Annotated in this window: 17 protein-coding genes; 6 read left to right on the top strand and 11 right to left on the bottom strand. The window is 48.2% G+C overall.

The window, feature by feature from the left end; genetic code table 11:
• Positions 1-206: 206 nt before the first annotated feature.
• The 7 genes from KB186_RS14380 to KB186_RS14350 form a co-directional block, all read right to left on the bottom strand.
• Positions 207-416, bottom strand: a complete 210-nt coding sequence (locus KB186_RS14380) for a hypothetical protein (RefSeq protein ID WP_173612375.1) — start codon at positions 414-416, stop codon at positions 207-209.
• Positions 413-2,866, bottom strand: a complete 2,454-nt coding sequence (locus KB186_RS14375; protein ID WP_232773848.1) for a septation ring formation regulator EzrA — start codon at positions 2,864-2,866, stop codon at positions 413-415. The genes KB186_RS14380 and KB186_RS14375 overlap by 4 nt, the downstream gene beginning before the upstream one ends.
• A 47-nt stretch (positions 2,867-2,913) precedes the next feature.
• Positions 2,914-3,516, bottom strand: coding sequence for a forespore capture DNA-binding protein RefZ (gene refZ / locus KB186_RS14370; RefSeq protein ID WP_173612377.1), 603 nt, complete (start codon positions 3,514-3,516; stop codon positions 2,914-2,916).
• 256 nt (positions 3,517-3,772) lie between these two features.
• Complete coding sequence (locus KB186_RS14365; RefSeq protein WP_232773847.1) at positions 3,773-4,681, bottom strand: hypothetical protein; 909 nt, start codon at positions 4,679-4,681, stop codon at positions 3,773-3,775.
• Positions 4,682-4,809: 128 nt separating this feature from the next.
• Positions 4,810-5,808, bottom strand: coding sequence for an MBL fold metallo-hydrolase (locus tag KB186_RS14360; RefSeq protein ID WP_173612379.1), 999 nt, complete (start codon positions 5,806-5,808; stop codon positions 4,810-4,812).
• Positions 5,809-5,874: 66 nt separating this feature from the next.
• Entirely contained in the window at positions 5,875-8,115 is a 2,241-nt protein-coding gene (locus KB186_RS14355) for a sensor domain-containing diguanylate cyclase (protein WP_173612393.1), read from the bottom strand.
• Between the two features lie 38 nt (positions 8,116-8,153).
• Positions 8,154-8,735 carry a histidine phosphatase family protein gene (locus KB186_RS14350; RefSeq protein WP_173612380.1) on the bottom strand — a complete coding sequence of 194 codons (582 nt, stop codon included), beginning with the start codon at positions 8,733-8,735 and terminating at the stop codon, positions 8,154-8,156.
• Between the two features lie 230 nt (positions 8,736-8,965).
• On the opposite strand from KB186_RS14350, the gene KB186_RS14345 reads away from it, so the two are divergent.
• The 6 genes from KB186_RS14345 (at position 8,966) to KB186_RS14320 (ending at position 18,146) form a co-directional block, all read left to right on the top strand.
• Positions 8,966-11,251, top strand: coding sequence for a YcdB/YcdC domain-containing protein (locus KB186_RS14345; RefSeq protein WP_232773846.1), 2,286 nt, complete (start codon positions 8,966-8,968; stop codon positions 11,249-11,251).
• A gap of 292 nt (positions 11,252-11,543) precedes the next feature.
• Entirely contained in the window at positions 11,544-12,143 is a 600-nt protein-coding gene (rpsD, locus tag KB186_RS14340) for a 30S ribosomal protein S4 (protein ID WP_016742106.1), read from the top strand.
• Between the two features lie 325 nt (positions 12,144-12,468).
• A complete protein-coding gene (locus KB186_RS14335) occupies positions 12,469-15,609 on the top strand; it encodes a penicillin-binding protein 1A (protein ID WP_221868161.1) in 3,141 nt (1,046 codons plus the stop codon).
• 71 nt (positions 15,610-15,680) lie between these two features.
• Positions 15,681-16,313: an N-acetyltransferase gene (locus KB186_RS14330; protein WP_173612383.1), complete on the top strand. Its 633-nt coding sequence runs from the start codon at positions 15,681-15,683 to the stop codon at positions 16,311-16,313.
• A 34-nt stretch (positions 16,314-16,347) separates the two neighbouring features.
• Entirely contained in the window at positions 16,348-16,992 is a 645-nt protein-coding gene (locus KB186_RS14325) for a CBS and ACT domain-containing protein (protein ID WP_173612384.1), read from the top strand.
• Complete coding sequence (locus KB186_RS14320; RefSeq protein ID WP_173612385.1) at positions 16,989-18,146, top strand: acetoin utilization protein AcuC; 1,158 nt, start codon at positions 16,989-16,991, stop codon at positions 18,144-18,146. The genes KB186_RS14325 and KB186_RS14320 overlap by 4 nt, the downstream gene beginning before the upstream one ends.
• A gap of 64 nt (positions 18,147-18,210) precedes the next feature.
• On the opposite strand, the gene KB186_RS14315 is transcribed toward KB186_RS14320, so the two are convergent.
• The 4 genes from KB186_RS14315 to KB186_RS14300 form a co-directional block, all read right to left on the bottom strand.
• The gene (locus tag KB186_RS14315) at positions 18,211-19,143 is read right to left on the bottom strand and encodes a 5'-methylthioadenosine/adenosylhomocysteine nucleosidase (RefSeq protein ID WP_173612386.1); all 933 of its coding nucleotides are present in this window, start codon (positions 19,141-19,143) and stop codon (positions 18,211-18,213) included.
• A gap of 45 nt (positions 19,144-19,188) precedes the next feature.
• Positions 19,189-20,199 (bottom strand): catabolite control protein A, encoded by a 1,011-nt coding sequence (gene ccpA / locus KB186_RS14310; RefSeq protein ID WP_173612394.1) that lies wholly within the window; start codon positions 20,197-20,199, stop codon positions 19,189-19,191.
• 116 nt (positions 20,200-20,315) lie between these two features.
• Positions 20,316-20,624: a metal-sensitive transcriptional regulator gene (locus KB186_RS14305; protein WP_007720961.1), complete on the bottom strand. Its 309-nt coding sequence runs from the start codon at positions 20,622-20,624 to the stop codon at positions 20,316-20,318.
• A 126-nt stretch (positions 20,625-20,750) separates the two neighbouring features.
• On the bottom strand, positions 20,751-21,848 hold the full coding sequence (locus KB186_RS14300; protein ID WP_232773845.1) for a bifunctional 3-deoxy-7-phosphoheptulonate synthase/chorismate mutase: 1,098 nt from the start codon (positions 21,846-21,848) through the stop codon (positions 20,751-20,753).
• Positions 21,849-22,000 lie beyond the last annotated feature (152 nt).

Raw genomic sequence — 22,000 nt, 5'->3', positions numbered from 1 at the left:
TTCTCTTTTCATGAAAAGAGAAATCAGCACATTACTCCCCCCTAGTTGTAATGTGCTGGTTTAACAGACCTTACTCCCTTTATCTTCCTAGATGGGGCATCGCCTGCGTGAGCGATGCTTCTTTTTTTTGCCCACCAAAAAGCACCGGCTACAAAAGACGGCAAGTCCATCTTTTCATAGCAGGTGCTTTATCATTGATTATCGGTTTATCCAACAAGGCGGAACAAATACGCAAATCCAGCGAGCAAAAAGCCTAGGCCCAACAGAAAGAACGTATTGGCACGCTGCTTGACGCGCCTTTCGTCTCCCTGAAAATAAGCGTTCATCCGCGATTGCCAACGTTTTGTCCGCGGCTGCACCATGACGAGTATGCCAACTGCCAGTAAGAAGAGAGGAAAGACCATCATCTGGCTCATCCCTTTTTCTTACGACGGAGAAGCCAACCGTTGTCATCTTCGGTTGGTGCGCCTTCGATTACCAGACGTGCCTCCTCCGCAAGCTGGTAGGCTTCTGCGAAAGCCAGTTGTCGAAATGATATCTCTGCCTTCGTCAACAAATCATTGACCTGGCGATTTTGGCGACGATAACGGTTTGTATACTGAATGGCACCCTCTGCCATCTGACAAGTTGTGATAATCCGTTCTGCCATCCGCTCTGTTTCGCCGACCAAATCACTCGCGTCCTGGATCAACATGGCCACCTCTTCCAGATCATAGCGGTACTGTTCCATGATCATTTGCACGCGGCCCAACGTTTGCACGACTTCTTCAAACATGTATTTCAATTGATCCGGAATGCCCGGCAAGTAGCTGCGCTTGATTTGCTGACGGAGTCGGACTAATGTGTTAGAAATTCGCTCCAGTTCATCCAGCGCATCGTCTTCCGTTTCGATGACCAAATACGCTTGCTCTTCTTCTTCCAGAATCATCTCTTCCTGTTCAGGCTGACTCTTCGGCATGACCAGTTCATACTCTTCTTCTTCGTACACAGGCTCCTCCGCTTTGGCTGCTGGAGCTGGCTTTTGTGCTTTTTTATTGAAAAGCTGAGGAATTGCTTGCAACAACACGGAACGTTCAGCTTCACTCAGCTCAGAGGATTTTCCTCGAACCGCTTGCTCTTCTTCCACTTTCGTCTGCTGGAAAGGCGTCGGTTTTACAGGATCTTCTTCGCTGTTAGAATGCGCGGCCTCGCTAGCCAGAGTCGGCTCAGGTGTACGAATCTCCGGCTCCACAGGCGCGGATGTCGCAGCTACTTGCTGTAGGGAATCATCCTGTTCCGCCTCTCCTACCTCTGCTCTCTTTTCTTCCTGCACAAATTCTTTTTCATCCTTACCTTGATTCACTTCTGCTTGTGGTTCCGATTCAACTTCTGCATACACCGTCGCTGCGGCTTCATCACGAGCAAGAACACCATCTTCTATCGCTTGATACGTCGCATCAATGAGCACTTCGAACGCTTTGACATGGGTCAACACCATTTCCAGGCTTCCCTCTTCCAAAGCGCTCTTCGCAGACATGACCAATTGCTTTGCCTGCAAAAGAGCATTGTCAAAGGAATCCTGCTTTAATTGAAAGCCGTCACGAACGGCCTGCTCAATTCCTTCCTCCAGATGCTTGAATTCTTCCGGCAATTCCTTTTTCACGCGTTGCACAAGCTTTGGAATGAGCTCCATCGCTTGTCCTACCTGCTCCAAGACTTGCTGAGCTTTTTGTGTGGTTTCGTAGGCGGCAATGTCATCCCCTGCCGCCCGCGCTGTTTTCACGAGTTTTCGCATCGTGTCTACTTCATCCAGCGATGCTTTCAATTCATGGAAAGACAATCCGTACTCCAAGCGCAAATCGGACAAGCGTCGTTCCATCTGTTCCACTTGTTTTCCGATCTCAGGAACAACAACCTTGTTTTCTTGCTTGGTAACGGCCACTTTGGAAGTGTCAGTTTTCAGCTCATCAAGCTCTTCTTCAATTTTTGAAATGGCCTCTCTCGCCTCATTCAGCATGCCAAGTGCCAATGTAAAACGGAAACGATCGCAAGCCTCTTCTGCATCGAGAATCATCATTTCCACATCTGGGATGCGAATGCGCAGCAGGTTTTCTTTTTTGTCAGCCAAGTGGTGGTAACGTACTTCTGTCATGCCGCTGGAACGGCGAAGCGGTTTTTCCACCTCAATGACATTGATCTTCTCAACGAGCTCTTCCTTCCAATCCTCTACATCGTCTACTTGGGCAAAAATAGCACGACGTCTGATCATTGCGTAAATCAAACCGATCGATAGCCCAGCAAATACCGCACCGACCAGATAGATCCACCAGGGAATCCCTCCCAGTGTGCTACTGCTTTCGCTCTCTCCCGCTTTACTAGCGTCGGTCGCATCCGGTTTTGCTGTTGCTTGCTTGCTTTCAATACGGCTAAGCTCCCTGTTTACTTCCGCGATTACAGTTTGTATACCGGTCAAATACTGCTTTTGTGTGCGGAATGCGTCATAAAAAGACGCGATCTTTTCATGCAGCATTGCCATCGTGGCACCTTTTTCCTGCAAAGAAGGACCGGCATAAATCCCCAGCTGCTCGGTGTTCATGTCAAGTACGATCATCAGTGCATCATCGGCCAAATTGTAATTGTCAAACAGCTTTTGCGCGTAAATATCTGGAGATTCAGCTTCCGGTGCAGTGCTTTCCACTACCACGACTTTGTAGCTGCCGGGTATCCCGTTCAAAGAATTTGCAAAGGCCGTTCTGTCTTCTTTTTTCAAATAGTTGTCAGCGTCCTGAACAACTTCGTCTTTTTTATCTGGAAACGGCGTTGCATAAGCCGGATTCGTATATAACAACATGCCTGCCAAACAGAGCATGAATAGTTTTCGTTTCACTTGTCATACATCCCCTTACTAGAATCATTCATTGGGAGAGGCCACGCCTAAGCGGGCAGCAAAGAACCTCGTAGATAACACATAATCGAGGTTTGCAGCCATTGGACGAAATCCTCGGAAGATGGCTCCAGATCATAGACCTGGCGAACCATTTGTGGTTGCAAAAATGGATATATCATCTGGCTCGTCATAGCCAGTACTGTACGATCAATAGAGACGGGCAAAAACTCACCCGAGACGACACCGCCCTCGATCACACGCGAAAGCCCGTGCTTCCATCGGCTCATATACAGTGTCATCACTTCACGTGCAAGCATGGATTCTACGCTCAGCTCACGGTGAATCAAACGTGTGATAGGCGCATGCTCACATTGAAATTGCAAATACAGCTGCACAACTTGTTCCAATCGTTGATAGGCAGGGATGTTTTCCTGCTCGTTTTCCAGTTCTTCCAAAAGGCGAAACAACGTCTCAAAGTAGGAAGCAATCAGCGTCTCCAGGACTCCTTGCTTCCCTTCAAAGTGATAGGAAATCAGCGCGGAATTTACTTGAGCAACAGAGGCAATTTGTCTTACGGAGGTTCCTTTGTAGCCATGAACATCAAAAAGCTTCGCTGCTGCGGATAAAATACGCATTTTCGTCTGATCCATCAGGCATCTTTCCCATTGTACAGATTATTCGACGAAAAAAGATAGTCTTGTTGTAAGTTCGACAATGTTTTCCATGATTCCTTCTCACAATGCTGATTCCACCGAAAAAAACCGCTACCGCATAGATTTTCTTCCACATAAGAAGTACGTAAAAAGTATCGAGTACGTTACCTTATCTTTTTAATTTTCCCTGACAGAAAAAAGACGCTCCTGTCTGTTTTGCAAGAGGAACGTCTCACTTGATTACTCTTACTTCCTATTTGCTTTTTTCCGTTGGAGCTATGATGGGGGCTACCGTTCCATATTGCTGCAAATATGTTTCTACTTGCGTATGCTCTTTTACACGCTGATCGTTCAAATCGTACGAAGATCGGATTGACATCGTCATGTTCGTGGGGAGCATCGTTTTTTTGTTGTAGTGAATCGTGTACTCTGCCTCCACCTCCATCTGGTTCACGAGCTCGTTTACGTCCACCTTCTTCTTGGACTGAATCGTGGGTCCGGAATGATGGGCAGGCGTTCCTCTCCAATTGCCTTCCGAGAGTGACATCGCTATCTTCAGCTTCGGTATGTAGGGTTTTTCTCGCCCTGCTATCGATTGGACTTTTGCTCCCGACTTTGTTTGTTCTTGCATTTGGGTAACAAGCCAGCTCTTTAGTTTGGCAGAATCCAATACCACTCCGATCGCCTCAAAATCGTCTTTTGGATTGTCATCAGGCAACATCCGGACGTTTCGTTTCATATCGTCTATTTGCTGAAACGAAGCAATGGGGTTCCAGTTGTTCATTTCTTGATGCAGGGCCGGACTATCTCCTGCAACATGGTTCCAGCCTTCGTTTTGTCCATCCTTGGTGTACAGCTTGTCCCCTTGGCTGAGCAAGGATAGGTTGTCCACTCTGTTTTCCTCTGGTACGGAGAGCTTCACGTTCATGTAAACAGCCTCTCCGTCTTTTCTTCCCGAAAAGTTAACCATGTTCGCATTGGCACTGTTCGCCGTCAACAGCTTGGTTTGGCCGTAGAACGCATACGCTTTTTGTGCATCGAACTTGTCACGCACCTGCTCAAACGTTGTATTCGCATCCTGCTTCACTCTCATTTGGTTACAGCCACCCACAGCAACTGTACACGCTAGAGCCATCACGCAAATGGGCCAATACTTCTGCATCGATGCTACCCTCCCTCGGTTACCCTTAGGTCAGCCTCATGTGAGGTCCCAGGGTAATAGTCCCTTTTAGCGTTTCCGGGGAGGAATAGGCTTATTCTACTTGCAAGCCTCTCTTGCGCGATTAGGTTTTACAGGTGGTAATACAAGACTCGATCCTGCTCTCTCACTTCAATCTGATGGAGAATCATCAACAAATCGATGTGCCCCAATGTCTCGGATAGCGTTAATGGCAATTCTTTTTGGTACAAGCCCGGAAATAAGAGAGCATTCAGTTCAAAAGCTGTCTTTTCTCCATCTGCAAGAAGCCTGCGGAGCATGTCTGTTCTCTCCCAGTTCTTTTGCAGACGAGTGAGTATGAGCTCTCGATGATTGTAAACCGGTTCACCGTGTCCACTCAGGACTTGTTCGATCTCCATGTCCGCACACATTTGCAGCGCTGTGCGGTATTGGATCAAAGTCAGTGGTCTTGTACTCGTACGATTCCGGGGTGGTTCAATAAACGCATTGGATGAAATGCGCTTAATGATATGGTCTCCACCAATCATGACTTGATCCTTTGCCCGATACAACGACAGATGGCTTTGGCTGTGTCCCGGCGTATACAGTACTTGCCAGTCCTCCAGGTACGGCACCTTTTGCTCATGCTTCAGATGAAAGTCAATCTGGCTTGGCGCAGAAAACGTCTTCATCAGCTTGTGAAATTTCGAGATAATGACCATCATTTTTTCTGGCACACCGCTCTGGATGTACAGCTCTTCGAAAAACTGATCATGAAAAGTCATAAACTGCTCATCCTGCTGTACATAAGGTGTTGCCTGCGGATGGGCAAATGTCTTCGCTCCCGATCGCTCCCGTACTTTTTCTAACTGCCCGCAATGATCCACATGATGATGCGTCAGTATGACTTGATCGATCTCTTGCACGCTTACCCCAACCGATTCTAAGCCTTCTGTTAAGGCCACCCACGCAGCGTCGGTCAATGGGCCCACATCAACTAAGGTCAAGCGCTCCCCTTTTAGCAAGTAAACGTTTACTGCCCCCACATCAAAAGGAGTAGGTATTTCCAGACAATAAATATCAGGTGCTACTTGCATCGCGATCCTTTGCTTGCCATCATTTGTTGTCATTTTTTATCTACCTCTCAAGTTTTTTGCCTTTTTTTCCGAAAAGAGAAAAGAGCCATTGTTTTGGCTCTAGGCGAGAACAACTTGATTTCTACCTGAATTTTTGGCTTCATACAAAGCTATATCTGCTTGATGGAACAGCGCTTCTACACTCAGGTTTACATCCATCTCCCTGCTCCATTTCGCTAGTCCGCAGGAGATCGTGACCTGCGGAGACGTCTCCTGCTCGACGCATTCCCGTATGCGCTCTGCCACGGAATGCGCGGTGTTTTTGTCCACACGCGGCAAATAAACAGCGAGTTCCTCTCCGCCCCATCTTGCCGCGATATCACTGTCTCGAATGCTATGTCGAATCAGATTGGAGACCTGAATCAGTACCTCGTCCCCTACCTGATGACCAAACGTATCATTCACGTTCTTAAAATAATCAATATCGATCAAGATCAACGAGCCATTGTTGTCTTTTTGTAATGATCCTCTTACTCGTTCATTCAAATGTCTTCTCGTGTACAGACCTGTCAAATTATCCGTAATGACCATTCGTTCCATTTCATTATGCAGGACCGCGTTGGTCATTGCCAAGCTCGCGTGCTGGCCAAAGATTTCGAGGAGTTTGTAGTCGTCAAAACTAAAAAAATGATAACGGGAATCTGCGACTAAAAGGACTCCACTAATCTCACCTTCAACAACGAGTGGAACCCCCATGAAGGAACAGCACGAAAAGAGCGAAAAAGGAAGCGGTCCTGCCCCTGGCTGAGCAAGCAACAATGCCTGCTTGTTTTGCAAGATTTGCTGAAATGGCTTTTCATTAGAATTGATAGCCTGGCCATTGAATGCTGGTATGGAGGAAGAGAGCACATCGAAGCAATCTTCTCCTGGCGTTTTTCGCAAAATAGCACAAAACTCCGCATCAAAAGTAGCCCGCATCATTGTCGTAACAAAATCGAGAATTTCCTTTAAATCAAGACTTCTGTTCAACTGGCGTGCCATCTCATTAATCAAACGCAATTCTCGAATTAAATTGCGCGATTGCTGATAGAGCTGTGCGTTTTCAAACGCAGTGCCAGCAGTATCCGCCAAGATCGAGATGTAATCCTTTTCATGCTGATTCAAGGTGATTCGCTGATCGGATGTCACTTGCAAAACTCCGTAGATGCCTTGCTTGCCCAAGAGCGGCGCTGCGATCACCGTCACCTGTTGCTCCCCTTCTCCCACTTCTTCGGCAATGAGACGTCCTTCCAAATAGGCCTTGGTACTGGTTGACGGCTCTACTTCTTGAAAAGATAGCTGTTTGACCGGGGTGGTTGCATTGGGTTCAACCGTCAGGAAAAGCTCTGCTGACAAGTACGGATAAAGGCTGGGAATGCTCGTCACGATTTCATGCAAAACATCATTCACATCAATCGATGCCTGAATCTTAGACATCAACTGATACAACAAGTCTTTTTTGCTCGCTTCACGACGCAGGTCGTCCGACATGATCGAACGCCAAAGCGCAACGCTTGCCTTCGCGCCTACTTCCTGCAAAAAAGCTACATCCCGTTCATCGTACACGCAATCTGTTTCTTCGGGTGGCAGATGCAAAAACAATGCGTAGAGCGGCGTTTGGTTCAAGGAGACAGGCACGACGACAAGCCTGTGGTCATCCAAAATGGATGGCATGATTGGCGCCGTACCGAATCTCGAAACCAGTTGGGCAATGTGGGTTTGTCCACCTTCGGCCACTTGCGTTGTTACGCTCTCCTGTGGAATCAATGTGGCATTGTCAGCGAGCTTAACGGCCGAACAATAGCCTTTTTGGATAATGTCACTAATCTGACCCGTCAAGCTTTGCAGCAGCTCTTTGGCCGTATCATGCAGCGTCAAATCCATGACAATCTGGCTGGTCACGTGTTGAATATAAGCATCATATCCCATGCGAATCAACGGCTCTAGCCCGCGCATGTAGGATGACAAATCGAAGTGGATCTGATCTGTGGGCGCTATTATGCCAATGACAGCTCGAACCCTTCCATCTTCTTCACACAAAGGAAAGGCTCCACACACATTATTTGTTTCACTTCTCGTTTTGACTACGATCTCTTTGGAAGAAAGTGCCTCTACAACAAAATCAAAGACTTTACCAATCGATACATCGTGTTGCAGGGTAAGCCCTTGAGAATTCCGAGATGGACCAACCTGCATTTCCATGAAGTTGATTACGCGGCCCCCGGAATCTGTCAAGAAAAGGATGCCTGGGCGCTTTTCCGGCCAAGATTGTAAGATAAAATGGGCCGTGTAGGAAAAGACCGTCTCTAACTTCCCCAACATTTTACTTGACACGAGAAACTCCCTCTCTCAGCATTTTCTCAAGCTTTCAAATGGTCTGTATCATTAACGGATAGAACTTCCCACCTGCGATCTACATACCGAAATATCGTAATACCGGTATTATCGATACGTGTAATCCCCGTTCCTTGTTCTCCTACCGTCACATAATGCAAGAAGCTATTAATGAGACCGCCATGCGAGACAACGACAATCGCCTCACCTGGATGGCTTCCTGCTATTTCTGTCATGGCAGCTACCGCTCGACGCTGCATGTCTTCGAATGTCTCGATTCCACAGGAGGCCTCATCCTGATTCTCAAATCGCTCACGTATTTCTTCATAGGTGAGCCCCTCCCACTCCCCATAGCAGCGCTCTCTCAAGGTTGGCCGCGTTGAAACAGAGGATTGGAAGTTATCAGCAATCTTGGCAGCCGTATCGCGCGCACGACTAAGATCACTCGAATAAAAAGCGTGAATCGTCTCGCCTTGGAACCTGTCTGCTACTTGCTCGGCCTGGCGTACCCCGAGCTCGTTCAATGCGATGTCACTGTGGCCTTGTATACGGCGAACCTGATTCCACTCCGTCTCTCCATGACGAATGAGATACATGATGGTTTCCAAAACGATTTATCTCCTTACCGTTCTGTATTCTTATGGATAGTATTTCTTATTATATAAGATGCATGTTCACAATTCTAGATTGATAAAAAAACATTTGGTACAAAATTCCTATATTTCATTCCTTTCTGCAAATACCGGGAGCTTTTTTTCATGGATTTGAACTGAAACGAACTTTTGCTTCCCCTCGTCAGAGGTGATAAGAAGAATATGACATCGTTGGAGGGGTTCCTATGAAACCGTGGATCATTCGGTCTAGCTCATTTGTTCTATCTGCCAGTCTGTTGCTGCCTGTCGCACAAGCGCATGCACAATCACCTCATGTGAGTACCAATAATATGGCGACTACTGTGTCACAAGCAGACTCCGTGGCACAAGCCAAAGCAAAGCTCTCCAAGGAAGCTGCCTTGGCACTCGCTACAAAAATAGTGCCTACCGCCGGGATGACAGTGCAAGATGTATCATTTCGTTCAGCGGATAGCTGGCGCCCATTTCCTGAATGGTCGTTTAGTTGGGTGAAGAAAAATCCGGAAAACGGCAAAGTCCTTCTATCATATAGCGTCAGTATCCACGCCAATACAGGCGAGCTGACTTCCTATTCGCGTCATGAGCAGGGAGCATCCTCGCTTCCCTATGCAAAGCGAATTTCCTATACAGAGGCGCAAGAGCAGGCGAAGCGTTTTTTGGAGAAAAACAATGCAGGAAAAGCAGCGGAAACAAGACTATATACTCGCGACATGCCAGAGCCAAAAACTCCGCTGAACGCAGAAGTCTTCTATAATTTCCGTTTTGTTCGTGACGTGGATGGCATTCTCTTTCCCGACAACGGCGCAGAAATCACCGTAGATGCTTCCGGTACAGTGACCAACTATTCTCTGTCCTGGAACGACGTGACTTTCGAGGATACGGATACGAAAATCTCAGAGAACGAAGCCGAGAAACTGTTTAAAGAACAAGCGAATCCAAAACCAGTTTACCTGCTGCCGTGGGAGCGAATGGAGACGCAAAACAACAAGCCATCCCTAGGTTATATGAATCCCTTCACCTTTTATATTGATGCGGAGACTGGCAAAGCAATGACACAATCGTTGACCTCGTATCAAGCACCGAAAGATCCTGAGCCTGTAAGCAGCAAAGTCCTTCCTGCACGCCGCAGCGGACAACCGCTCTCCCAAGAGGAAGCTGTACAATGGGTATTGAAAACATTGAATTTGTCCAACTACGAGCTTCGTTCTGCCAATTACAATGAAAAAGACTTCCGTGGCAATCGCCCTGTCTGGGATCTCGAATTCGGCGAAAAAGGCAATAGCGAAGACGGATTTGCGTATGTCTCCGTGGATGCTGTAACCGGCGACATCTACCGATTGAACAAGGACTTCCGCGGCCATAAAGAAAAAACAACCGCTACTAAAAAACCAGATATGGAAAAATTCAAAGCAAAAGCGATGGAAGCGATTCGCGAACTGGCTCCAACCATGGCCCACCAGCTTTACTGGACAGAACGTATTGAGGAAGAAAATCAACCCGTTGTTGATTCCGAGCGGACGCAGATCCGATTTGAGCGTTTTATCAATGGAATTGCTGCAGCTAGCGGCTCTGCCCATTTCACGTTTGACATAGAAACAGGCGATCTGCTGAATTACAGCGCTGATTTGGGCAACGAAACATACCCGACACAAGTTCCCAAGCACCTGCCTGCTGCCGAAGCGAGCGAGAAGTGGTGGACCGAGACAAAAGCAGAGGAAGTATACGCCCTCGTCCCTCTTACTCCTGAGGATGCCAAACGCGCAAAAGAGCAGCCTTCCTACACACCGAAGCGAACCGCCAAGATCGTTTATCGGGCGACCATTACGCCATTTGAGCAGCCGTATTACCTTGACGCTGTAACAGGCGAGTGGAGCTCCACCTCTACTGGCAAAACGATTGCACTGCATCGTCCGGCTCCTGCCGATTTGGAAGGACATCCAGCAGAGAAGGAACTTTTGCTGATGTATGAATACGACGCACTTACACTTGAAGACGGTAATATTATGCCGCAAAAACCGATCACACGTGGCGAAATGATTGAGATGCTCATGATCAGTCTCAATCAAGGCAGAAACTATCCACAGTACTCTCTGGAACGCAAGGCCACCTATAGCGATGTGGCAAATGGCTCCCGCTTCTTCTCAGCCGTGGAAGGTGCTGTTGATCGCGGACTTCTCGATAAAAATGCTTCCAAGCTGAATCCAAATGAGACGATTACACGTGAAGAGCTCGCGGATATGATTGTTCGTGCACTCGGTTACAAAAAACTGACGGACTTCCCTGGCATGTTTCAGTCCGGGCTCTCAGACATTGCCAATTCGAAGTACCGCGGTTCGATCATTATCGCGACTACACTCGGTATTGTGCCGACCGATAAGCAGAAGTTCCAGCCGCAGAGCCTCGTCCCTCGTGCCGATGCAGCCATTACCTTTACCCGTTTCCTCGAAAAACGGGATAATCCAGACGGTCCGGTTACTTTGTTGCGAAAATAAAACCCAAAAAGCGCCATCCATCCCACTTCTTGCGGCGGATGGCGCGCTTCTTTTCCCTTGACTTTACTATGACGCGCCTAGTATTATTGAATGTATGTGTACAGGGTAGCATTGATTGTAGGTAAAAACGGAAGGATGTACCCTCTTAGTTCCCTCCCTTTACAGACTGCGGCTGATCATCTGTGAGGAGCACGATGCGGAAACGCTACCGTCCGAAGTTCGTGTAGATAAAGTAGGAACTAACCTGCCGGAAGTAAACACCTGCGAATCCATATTAAAGGAGAATGAAAACATGTCACGTTACACAGGACCTCGTCACAAACTAGCTCGTCGTCTGGGTATTTCCCTCGATGGTACAGGAAAAGACATCAAACGCAACTTCCCTCCAGGTCAACACGGTCACAACAACCGTCGTAAACTGAGCGAGTACGGAATCCAGTTGCAAGAAAAGCAAAAACTGCGCCACATGTTTGGCCTTAACGAAAAACAATTCCGCCGCACTTTCGACAATGCTAGCAAAATGGCTGGCGTAGTGGGCGAAAACTTCATGAAATTGCTGGAATCCCGCCTGGACAACCTGGTATATCGCATGGGCTTTGCTCCAACTCGCCCAGCTGCTCGTCAGTTGGTAAACCATGGTCACTTCCTGGTAAACGGCAAAAAAGTAAACATCCCATCCTACCGCGTACAACCCGGTGATGTAATCTCCATTCGTGAAAAGTCCCGTGGTCTGCAACTGATCAAGGACGCTCTGGAAAGCCGCACTTTCCTGCCGAACTACGTTACATTCAACGATGCTGCTGCTGAAGGTACCTTCACTCGTCTGCCAGACCGTGAAGAAATGCCAGCTGAAATCAACGAAGTTCTGATCGTTGAGTTCTACAGCCGTTAATCGTCTGAGGATAAAAAGAAAAAGAGTAGTGCCGCTTGTCGGCCTGCTCTTTTTTTATGTATTTGCTTTACGCCACGCTTTCTCCAGCTCCAACACCTCTCGGATGAATTCATCTTTCTGATTGCTGTGTTCAATTGTCTCCTCCTATGAAATTTATTTTCTCATCCCACTCTATAAGCTTAATAATGTCTGTAAAACGCAATCAATCACATGCCGTTGACAACTTCCAACGTTTTTTGACACATTTTGCTATCTCCTGCGCATTTTCTATCCTCTAGGTTCCTCGTATGGTATAATCAGGGGGTATGCTAGGGGGTCGTAGATTATGTCGAATAACCACACATCTTCCTCTGAACCGACGAAGAAAAAGCGACGCAGAAGCCGCGGTAGAACGTTCTGGATCATCTTCCAAATCGTCTTCGTGCTAGGGCTTATGGGAGCTGCAGTCGCGGGAGGAATCGTGACAGGTTATGTTGCCGCACTCGTGAAGGACGAGCCTGTGCGCAGCAAGGAGGAACTGGAGAATAAAATCTTCACCAACTATCTGACTGGATTCGCCTACTACAACGACGGCTCTCTGATTGGCCAATTGCGGGCCGAAGAAGGCGATCGACGTTTAGTGAAGAAAGCAGACGTTTCTCCCTATTTGATTAATGCCATCATCGCAACTGAAGACAAAACCTACTACCACCACTCTGGAGTTTCGCTTCAATCTACCATGCGCGGAGCGATTCAGGAAATTACCAACCAGCCTGTCGTCACAGGTGGTAGTACGATTACACAGCAGCTTGTAAAAAATACAATCCTTTCTGCTGAAGTTAGCCACACCCGTAAGGCCCGTGAAATCTTTACCGCGATTCGAATCGAGCGCATGTTTTCCAAAGATCAGATTCTGGAAGCCTACATGAACGAAATTTACTTCGGAAAAAACGCCAACGGATCAAACGTATACGGCGTTCAGGCTGCCGCAAAAGGGATTTTTGGCAAAGATGTAAAAGAGCTGGGGCTCGCTGAGGGCTCATATCTTGCGGGCATGATTCAAAACCCAGGTGCCTACTCTCCGTTCCGTGCAGAAAGCTATCAGCGCGGGAAGGAACGCCAAGAAATGGTGTTGGATCGCATGCTGGAAAATGGCTACATCACACAAACCCAATACGATGGAGCTCTCGCCAGTGATTTGAAGGCACAGCTAGCAAAACCGACGCAGCAAGCTTATCGGGAAGTACCATTCTTGATGATGGAAATTGAAGATCGTGCCGCACGTCAACTTGTGGATGCAGACCTCTTGGAAAAAGGACGAGACAAATCAACCATCGGCCGCAACGAATACCGACAGCTCGTTGAAGAGAAACGTCGCGACATACTGCGAAAAGGGTACAAAATACATACCACAATCGACAAGAGCGTATATGACATCATGCAGGCTGTTGCAGCCGATCCGAAAAACTTCGGTAAGAATCGCACCTATACGATTCGCCGCTCTAACGGCAAAACAGAGAAAATCGAAAATGCTCTGGAAGAAGTCGGCGCAATGCTGATTCACAACAAAACAGGAGCCATCCTCGGCATGATCGGGGGACGTGACTTCAAGGTGGAACAGACAAACCACGCCACTGTACCTCGTCAGCCTGGTTCGGCCATGAAGCCACTTGCCGCTTATGCTCCTGCTTTTGAACTGGGATTGCTCCAGCCAGCATCCCCAATCGATGATGCTCCCGTGCTACTCGCTGACGGCCAGAACGGTTCTCATTTACCTAAGAACTGGAACAACAAATGGCAAGGGATGATGAGTGCCCGCGAAGCGCTGCGGATGTCCTGGAACATTCCGGCGATCAAGACGTATTTGAAAGTTGGCATTCCAACGGCTCTCGAATACGTAAAGAAAATGGGAATCACTACATTGGTAGAGGCTGACAACTATGCAGCAACTGGTGTAATTGGCGGTCTTACCTACGGAACAACTGTTGAGGAAATTACAAACGCCTATGGGACATTCGCAAATCACGGTTCTTTCGTGGATGCCTATCTGATTGACCGAATTGAAGATAGCACCGGAAAAGTCATTTACCGACATGAGACTAAACCAGTGCAAGTGTACAGCGAGCAAACAGCATACTTGATCACGGATATGATGCGTTCCGTTGTCAATAACGGTACAGGCACACACATCCGCAAATACGTGCCGCGCAAAGTTGATGTGGCAGGTAAAACCGGAACAACGAACAACAGCAACGACCTCTATTTCGTCGGTTACACGCCAGAGCTGTCCATGGGGGTATGGGTTGGCTTTGACGAGCCATATCCAATGCCAGACGCGGACAAATATGTTCCGATGGTCGTATGGGGTAAGGTCATGAAGGATGTCATTGCGAAGCATCCGAACCTTTCACCTCCTGATTCCACCTTTAAAAAGCCGGCAGGAATTGTCAGCGCGACTGTTGACTCGAAATCAGGTCTTTTGCCAAGTGAGCTTTCGAAAGAAGCTGGCCATTTGATCACTGATTTGTTCAACAGCAAATTCGTTCCGAGGAAGGTGGACGATACCCACCAAAAAGCACGCGTCATTACTTATAATGGCGAACGGTATTTGGCGAAGGAAGGGACACCTGAAGATTTTGTTACTGAAGGCGTCTTCTACCGCTCACCTGATCCGCTTCCTACCAAGGAGCAAATTCAAGCGAAAAACAGCAGAGTCGCCACCCAACCACCAGATTGGGAGCAGCGTCTGCCTGACAGGGAAGATCCTCGCACAGAGACAGGTGGCGCACCATCTTCGCCAAGCGGTGTAACAGCTACAGGCTCAGGCAAGCAAGTTACGCTTACGTGGCAGTCAGCCAAAGAAGCTGACTTGGTCGGTTATCGCATCTACCGTGCTGATGTTCAGAACGGCTTTGTCAAAGTAGCGACTGTGAAAGATCCATCGGAATTGACTTTTGCCGATACGACTGCAATCCATCGAGATTTAGGCTATTATGTCACTTCTGTGGATATCGCCGGCCATGAATCGCAGCCTTCCGCAATCGCTTCTGTCGGTTCATCACAGACATGGCAGTTGCCTGATCCAAATCAAGGTTCGGAAACAGGCATCCCGAATCCGATAAACAATAACGGGAATGGTCAAACAGATTCAGGCGGAACGGAGACGAACCCAGCAGATGGATCAGGAGGCACGAATACAAACACAGATTCCACTTCACTACCTGCTGCTCCAAAATCCTTGTCTATCAAAAATACACCTAACGGTTGGCAGCTAAAGTGGAAAGGAAGCAGCTCGTCTGAGCAGATGTACAACGTATATTTCAGCCCTGACTCAGCAAGCGGCTATTTGCTACTCGGCACTGTCTCTAGCACAAGCTTTACACACGCGGCAGAAGTACCGAATGGCAGCAACTATTACATTACCGCAGTCAACAGTTACGGAGAATCGCCACATTCTAACATCGTAACTGCCAACACCACAGAATAAACTGGAATGACAACTGACAGAGATGGTTAGACGCCATCTCTGTTTTTCTACAAACGTAAGGGGGGGAACTGATGGAGCACGTCAAACGCTATCATTCATTGAGCCTAATGGTGAACAACAAGGAGCTGCTCGTCGAAGGACCGATTACAGGAAGTTATCTAGCCTCATTACGCTTTGATGAGGGACTGAAAGCTTTTCGTATCCCTGAACAGCAACACGAAGCTCTCATCGAAATCGCTGATTTGCCTGAAGGGCGCATTATTATTGCACGCGAAGGAGACCTCGTCCTCGGCTACGTGACCTTTCTGCACCCCGATCCACTGGAGCGATGGTCACAAGCCCAACTGCCCGATTTACTGGAGTTGGGTGCGATTGAAATCAGTCATAAAGTGAGAGCAGGTGGCGTAGGCAAAAAGCTGCTGGAAGTCGCCTTCTTGGACGACGCCATGGAAGACTACGTCATTATTACAACGGAGTATTATTGGCATTGGGACCTGAAAGGAACAGGACTCGATGTATGGCAATACAGAAAGGTCATGGAAAAGGTCATGGGCAGCGCAGGCCTGAGCTGGATGGCGACAGACGACCCGGAAATATGCTCACATCCCGCCAACTGTCTAATGGCCAAAATCGGCAAGCGTGTACCGCCAGAAACAATCGTTGCCTTTGATGCTATGCGGTTTCAAAATCGTTTTCTTTACTAGTTTGGATGCCTTTTGATTCCAGGAGGTCACTCTTATGCGTATTGAAGAGATTATGCGGAAAAAAATTGTCACGATCCAGCCTTCCACTACAATCGGAGAAGCACTTCTTCTCCTCCGTGCAAACAGAATCAGGCATTTGCCTGTCATTGAAAACGACTCACTCGTAGGCATTGTCTCGGACCGCGACCTGCGAGACGCTCTCCCCTCTCGCCTGCTCACACATGACGATGATGACACCGTCCTGCACAAGCCTGTAGCCGATATCATGAATCAACAAGTCATCACAGCCCATCCACTGGATTTCATCGAAGACGCAGCCCTCCAACTATACGAGCACAAAATCGGCTCTCTACCCATCGTCGAAGGGAATCGGCTCGTAGGATTGATCACGGAATCGGATCTTTTCTCTAGCCTGATCGAACTTTTCGGCGTTAACAAACCTAGCTCCCATATCGAAGTAGAAGTAGACGACCGCGTCGGCATGCTGGCAGAAGTCAGTCAAGTGTTTCGCGATGCACAGGTAAATGTCACGAGCGTCGTGGTCTTTCCTGGGAAAAAGCCGGCGAAAAAGAACCTTGTTTTTCGGGTACAGACCATTGATCCGCGTATCGTGACGCAATTGCTCCTTGAAAAAGGCTTTTCCGTAATCGGCCCTACGGAAGGAGGGATACCCCAGTGAGCCGAAATGCTCGTCTGATCTACTCTCCAGACTACACGCAATATTATTTTCATGATGATCATCCGTTCAACCAGCGTCGTCTGCTCCTCACACACGATCTGATGAGCAGTTACGGAATACTCCAAGACTCAGACATCCTGACTCCCCGACCGGCGACAGATGAAGAACTCGCCCTGGTGCATGACCCACGCTATATCCAATTTGTTCGTGATCAGGGCCATAGTGAACACGAGCTTCCGCAGGCAGCCAGTTATGGCTTGGGAACAGAGGATGTTCCCTGTTTTTCAAACATGCATGAAGCGTCCTCGCTGATCGTCGGAGGTACGTTAAACGCAGTGGACGCGGTTATGAGTGGACAGGCAGAACACGCCTTCAATCCCGCCGGTGGACTGCACCATGCCTTTCGTGGGCGCGCCTCCGGATTTTGTATCTACAATGATTGCTCCGTCGCGATCGCTTATTTGCGAAAAAACTGGAATGCGCGCGTGTTGTATATCGACACTGATGCCCATCATGGGGATGGGGTACAGTGGGCGTTTTACGATGACCCTCATGTATTGACTGTATCCATTCACGAAACAGGAAAGTATCTCTTCCCGGGAACAGGCAATTTGTCTGAACGTGGTGATGGAAGCGGTTACGGTTATTCTGTCAACGTTCCACTGGATGCCTTCACAGAAGACGATTCTTTTCTGGAAGTATATGAAGAGCTGGTGTCAAAGCTAGCGGCTGGCTTCAAGCCGGATGTCATCCTGACCCAAAATGGTTGTGACGCTCATGCATACGACCCCCTCACCCATTTGTCTTGCTCGATGAAAATTTATCAAGCGATTCCTCGCCTTGCTCACCGTCTCGCTCACGAATATTGTGACGGTCGTTGGATAGCAGTAGGAGGTGGGGGTTACGATATTTGGCGGGTGGTGCCACGGGCGTGGACACTGGTATGGAGTGAGATGAGTGATCAGCCTCTTGCGGACGGTGATCTTCCCGAAGCCTGGCTCAAGCGCTGGCAGCCTGAGACGGATTTGCCCTTGCCACCTCGGCTTTTTGACGAACCATTCCCAACAATCCCACGACGAGCAGAGATCACGGAAAAAAATCGGCTTACGTTAGAACGTGCGATGCTGTACGCACCTACTGGATCAGAGAAGTAAGAAAAAAAGCGTCCTGTCCTCGTACCTTTGGGTACTGGTCAGCACGCTTTTTCTATTCCAAACTCTATTTCACCAGCTCTTCCAGCTCAGACGGTGCAAAGCCTTTTACAGCTTTATCACCTACGACTGTAACAGGCACACCCATGAAGCCAAAGCGCTCCACTTCTTCTTGATAGGCACGACTCGTCATGACATCGCGCACTTCAAAGGTAACACCTTTTGCTGTCAGCCAATTCTTAACCATGTCGCAATCCACACAGTTTTTCGTCGAGTAGACAATCACTCCGGCAGTTGTCGATGCTTGTGTTGCTGTCAGCATATTACGGACAATCGCGTAGGAGCGCTGGGAAGCCAGCTTGGTAAATTCCACGAAGTTTACATGCGCGGAGCCGTCTGCTTTATCCGACATCGAACGAACCACGACAAACGGCACGCCATTCATCGCACATACTTGTCCAACAGATGCCCCTTCCATTTCGGTGCAGTGTGCTGCAAATTGCTCATACAGCCATTGAACCTTTTCCCGACTGGCAACAAACTGGTCACCGGACAAGATACGCCCGCTCACTACTTGAACTCCCGCTTCCAGCTCCTTGCCCGCATCGATCGCTTGCTGCATCAGCCCAGCATCCGCTTGCCAAGTCCATTGCTCTGTAAACGGAATCTGTCCTGGCTCAAAGCCAAGTGGTGTCACATCGATATCATGTTGGATGCAATCCGTCGAAACTACAATATCACCAATATTTAATTCAGGGTGAACGGCTCCTGCTACACCTGTGAAAATGACACGTTCCACTTGGAATGAATCGATGAGGATTTGTGTCGTCACGGCAGCATTCACCTTGCCGACACCTGATTTGCACAGCACGACATCCTTGCCTTCCATTTTACCTGTGTAATAGGTAATGCCTGCTTTGGTGGCTGTAGTTGTCTCTTGCATCGCTTCCAAGTAAAGCGCGATTTCTTCATCCATCGCGCCGATAATTCCGTAACGCATTTCCCATCCCCCTCTTGCTGTCAATTACCTATGTCCCTTTACCGATCAGGCTTGATCGGGTTTTGTGCTCTCCCGATACTCAATTCGATGCGGCAGCAGCACGACATGCTCTTCGACATTTTCGTTATTCATGTACTTGGTCAACAGGCGCATCGCCACCGCACCAATATCGTACATGGGCTGTACGACAGAAGTCAGTCGTGGACGTACCATTTCAACCAGACGAATATTATCGTGACCAATGACTTCGATGTCACCTGGCACGTTCAAGCCAGAATCTTGAATGGCATGGATCGCGCCAATGGCCATCTCATCATTTGCTGCAAAAATCGCCGTCGGCGGATTTTTAAGAGCAAGAAAAGCTTTTGTAGTGGACAAGCCGGATTCATAAAAATAGTTGCCTGTCGCAATCAGCTCTTCATCCAGCTCGATACCCGCATCTTTCAACGCCTTTTTATAGCCTTCATAGCGCATCAACCCTGCCAATGGATCGTTTGCAGGACCTGCGATCATCGCAATGCGCTTGTGCCCGCGTGCAACCAATGCTTCCGTCGCATCATATGCGGCTTGGAAGTGGTCAATGCTAACCGACGGAAGTACGTTATCCGCATCGCGAGTCGCGGCGAGTACAGTCGGTACGGAGGTGCTTGTTAATGCCTGCAAATGATCTTCTTTGATTTCTGCGCCCAGGAACAGAAGCCCGTCCACCTGCTTTTCGAGCAAAGTATTAATGAGCTGTAATTCCTTTTCCATCCGTTGGTCAGAGTTACACAGAATGATGTTGTATTTGTACATGGTAGCGATATCTTCGATCCCTCGCGCCAATTCGGAGAAAAACAAACTGGAGATATCCGGGATGATGACACCAACTGTAGTCGTTTTTTTGCTAGCGAGTCCACGAGCAACCGCATTTGGTCGATATCCCAAGCGCTCAATCGCAGCCAATACCTTTTTTCGGGTCAAAGGCTTTACGTTGGGATTCCCGTTGACTACGCGGGAAACTGTCGCCATCGACACCCCCGCTTCTCTTGCTACGTCGTATATAGTAACCGGCATCATGCACCCTCACTTTCCCTATTTTTTGGTTTTCATAAGCGTTTTCATAAATATATGCACCTATGATACGACAAGCCGTATGCCGTTGCAATCGTTTTTGACGGCTTGCGCACCCGTTACTTCATGAGTTTGTTCATCGTTTTCAAAAGCTCATCAATCACTTCATGATCGCCTTGCTGAATGCGATCCATCACACAGCTTTTCATATGTCCTTCGAGGAGCATTTTCCCAACCGCATTCAGGGCGGACTGCACAGCCGCAATTTGATTGAGAATGTCGTCGCAGTAGACATCCTTTTCTACCATTCCGCGAATTCCACGAACCTGTCCCTCTACCCGATTCAGACGGGAGATGAGATTCGACTTGATTTTATCAGGTCTTTCAGTGGACCGATCAGTCGAGCAGCATTGATGGTTGTCTTCCATATGGCCTATCCTCCTTCACCAATATCAGCACGTAATTCTAGCTTACTTGGTCGCCAATGGTTCGTCAAATGAGAAAGGTCCTCCCGCGCGCAGGAAGGACCCTTAAAAGATACCCGAAAGGTATTCTTATGCTCTCGTTGCCACAATCTCGCCTTTGTACAGGCCAGAAGCGAGCAGTTCATCAACGAACTCATTGAACTGTGGAATGTTCAACTGTTGCTTCGCATCAGACAGTGCCACATCTGGATCTGGGTGAACCTCTACCATGATTCCGTCAGAGCCGACTGCGAAACCTGCTTTCGCGCAAGGCAAGAGCAGATCACGGCGGCCTGTAGAGTGCGTCACGTCTACAAACACCGGCAAGTGCGTCTCCTGCTTGAGGAGTGGTACAGCAGAAATATCGAGCGTATTGCGTGTCGCTTTTTCATACGTGCGGATTCCACGCTCGCACAGCATGACTTGTGTGTTCCCTTCGGACAGGATGTACTCTGCCGCGTAGATGAACTCTTCAATCGTAGCAGAGAGGCCACGCTTCAAGAGGATCGGCTTGTTCACACGACCTGCCGCCTTCAGCAGCTCGAAGTTTTGCATATTGCGAGCACCGATTTGGATGACATCGATGTATTTCGTCGCCATCTCAAGATCTGCTGGCGTCACGATTTCACTGATCGTTACGAGGTTGAATTCATCCCCGATGCGCTTGAGAATTTGCAAGCCCTCTTCACCGAGACCCTGGAAGTCGTATGGCGAAGTACGAGGCTTGTACGCGCCGCCGCGCAGTGTGCGCAGGCCGCGTTTTGCGTGGTTTTCTGCTACTGCTCTTACTTGCTCGTAGCTTTCCACGGAGCAAGGACCTGCGATGAGGATCGGATTTTTCCCTCCGAACTCTACGCCTTTTACCGTGATAACCGTATCCTCTGCCTGTTTCTTACGGCTGACGAGGAGTACTTTTTTCTTATCATCGTCTTGCAGATCTAAAGAAACTTGGAAAATTTGCTTGAACAAATGACGAATAGCATTGTCATTGAAAGGACCTTTATTGTTTTCAACGAGCAGATTGAGCATTTGGCGCTCACGCTCTGGGTCAAAACGGTTGCTGCCCTGTTTTTCTTTTTCTTTGCCGAGCTCTTGAACCAAGGTAGCTCGTTTGTTGATCAATTCAAGAATTTGCAGGTTGATCTCGTCTATCCGCTTACGCATAGTTTCGATTTGATCGTGTGCCATCTCTCTCCACTCTCCTCTTTTTATATAGGGATTTATCGATAAATTAGGGTAATTATAATCGATTCAAACACCCTTGTCAGCAGTTTAGCGCCAAAAAGCGCGAAAGTAAATTTTTTCTGTTTTTTTATCTTTTCCAATTATTCGTCAAAACG

It is taken from the genome of Brevibacillus sp. AF8, assembly GCF_021270385.1.
Lineage (GTDB): Bacteria > Bacillota > Bacilli > Brevibacillales > Brevibacillaceae > Brevibacillus.
Note: the sequence above shows the minus strand (reverse complement) of the source record. Positions and strands in the feature narration are given on the sequence as shown.

What these genes read in the sequence shown, in the direction of transcription:
- KB186_RS14325 (WP_173612384.1), top strand. Translation starts at nt 16,348, where the DNA reads ATGCGTATTGAAGAGATTATGCGGAAAAAAATTGTCACGATCCAGCCT.
- ccpA (WP_173612394.1), bottom strand. Translation starts at nt 20,199, where the DNA reads ATGCCGGTTACTATATACGACGTAGCAAGAGAAGCGGGGGTGTCGATG.
- KB186_RS14360 (WP_173612379.1), bottom strand. Translation starts at nt 5,808, where the DNA reads ATGACAACAAATGATGGCAAGCAAAGGATCGCGATGCAAGTAGCACCT.
- KB186_RS14365 (WP_232773847.1), bottom strand. Translation starts at nt 4,681, where the DNA reads ATGCAGAAGTATTGGCCCATTTGCGTGATGGCTCTAGCGTGTACAGTT.
- rpsD (WP_016742106.1), top strand. Translation starts at nt 11,544, where the DNA reads ATGTCACGTTACACAGGACCTCGTCACAAACTAGCTCGTCGTCTGGGT.
- KB186_RS14315 (WP_173612386.1), bottom strand. Translation starts at nt 19,143, where the DNA reads ATGCGTTACGGAATTATCGGCGCGATGGATGAAGAAATCGCGCTTTAC.
- KB186_RS14345 (WP_232773846.1), top strand. Translation starts at nt 8,966, where the DNA reads ATGAAACCGTGGATCATTCGGTCTAGCTCATTTGTTCTATCTGCCAGT.
- KB186_RS14335 (WP_221868161.1), top strand. Translation starts at nt 12,469, where the DNA reads ATGTCGAATAACCACACATCTTCCTCTGAACCGACGAAGAAAAAGCGA.
- refZ (WP_173612377.1), bottom strand. Translation starts at nt 3,516, where the DNA reads ATGGATCAGACGAAAATGCGTATTTTATCCGCAGCAGCGAAGCTTTTT.
- KB186_RS14355 (WP_173612393.1), bottom strand. Translation starts at nt 8,115, where the DNA reads ATGTTGGGGAAGTTAGAGACGGTCTTTTCCTACACGGCCCATTTTATC.
- KB186_RS14300 (WP_232773845.1), bottom strand. Translation starts at nt 21,848, where the DNA reads ATGGCACACGATCAAATCGAAACTATGCGTAAGCGGATAGACGAGATC.
- KB186_RS14305 (WP_007720961.1), bottom strand. Translation starts at nt 20,624, where the DNA reads ATGGAAGACAACCATCAATGCTGCTCGACTGATCGGTCCACTGAAAGA.
- KB186_RS14380 (WP_173612375.1), bottom strand. Translation starts at nt 416, where the DNA reads ATGAGCCAGATGATGGTCTTTCCTCTCTTCTTACTGGCAGTTGGCATA.
- KB186_RS14330 (WP_173612383.1), top strand. Translation starts at nt 15,681, where the DNA reads ATGGAGCACGTCAAACGCTATCATTCATTGAGCCTAATGGTGAACAAC.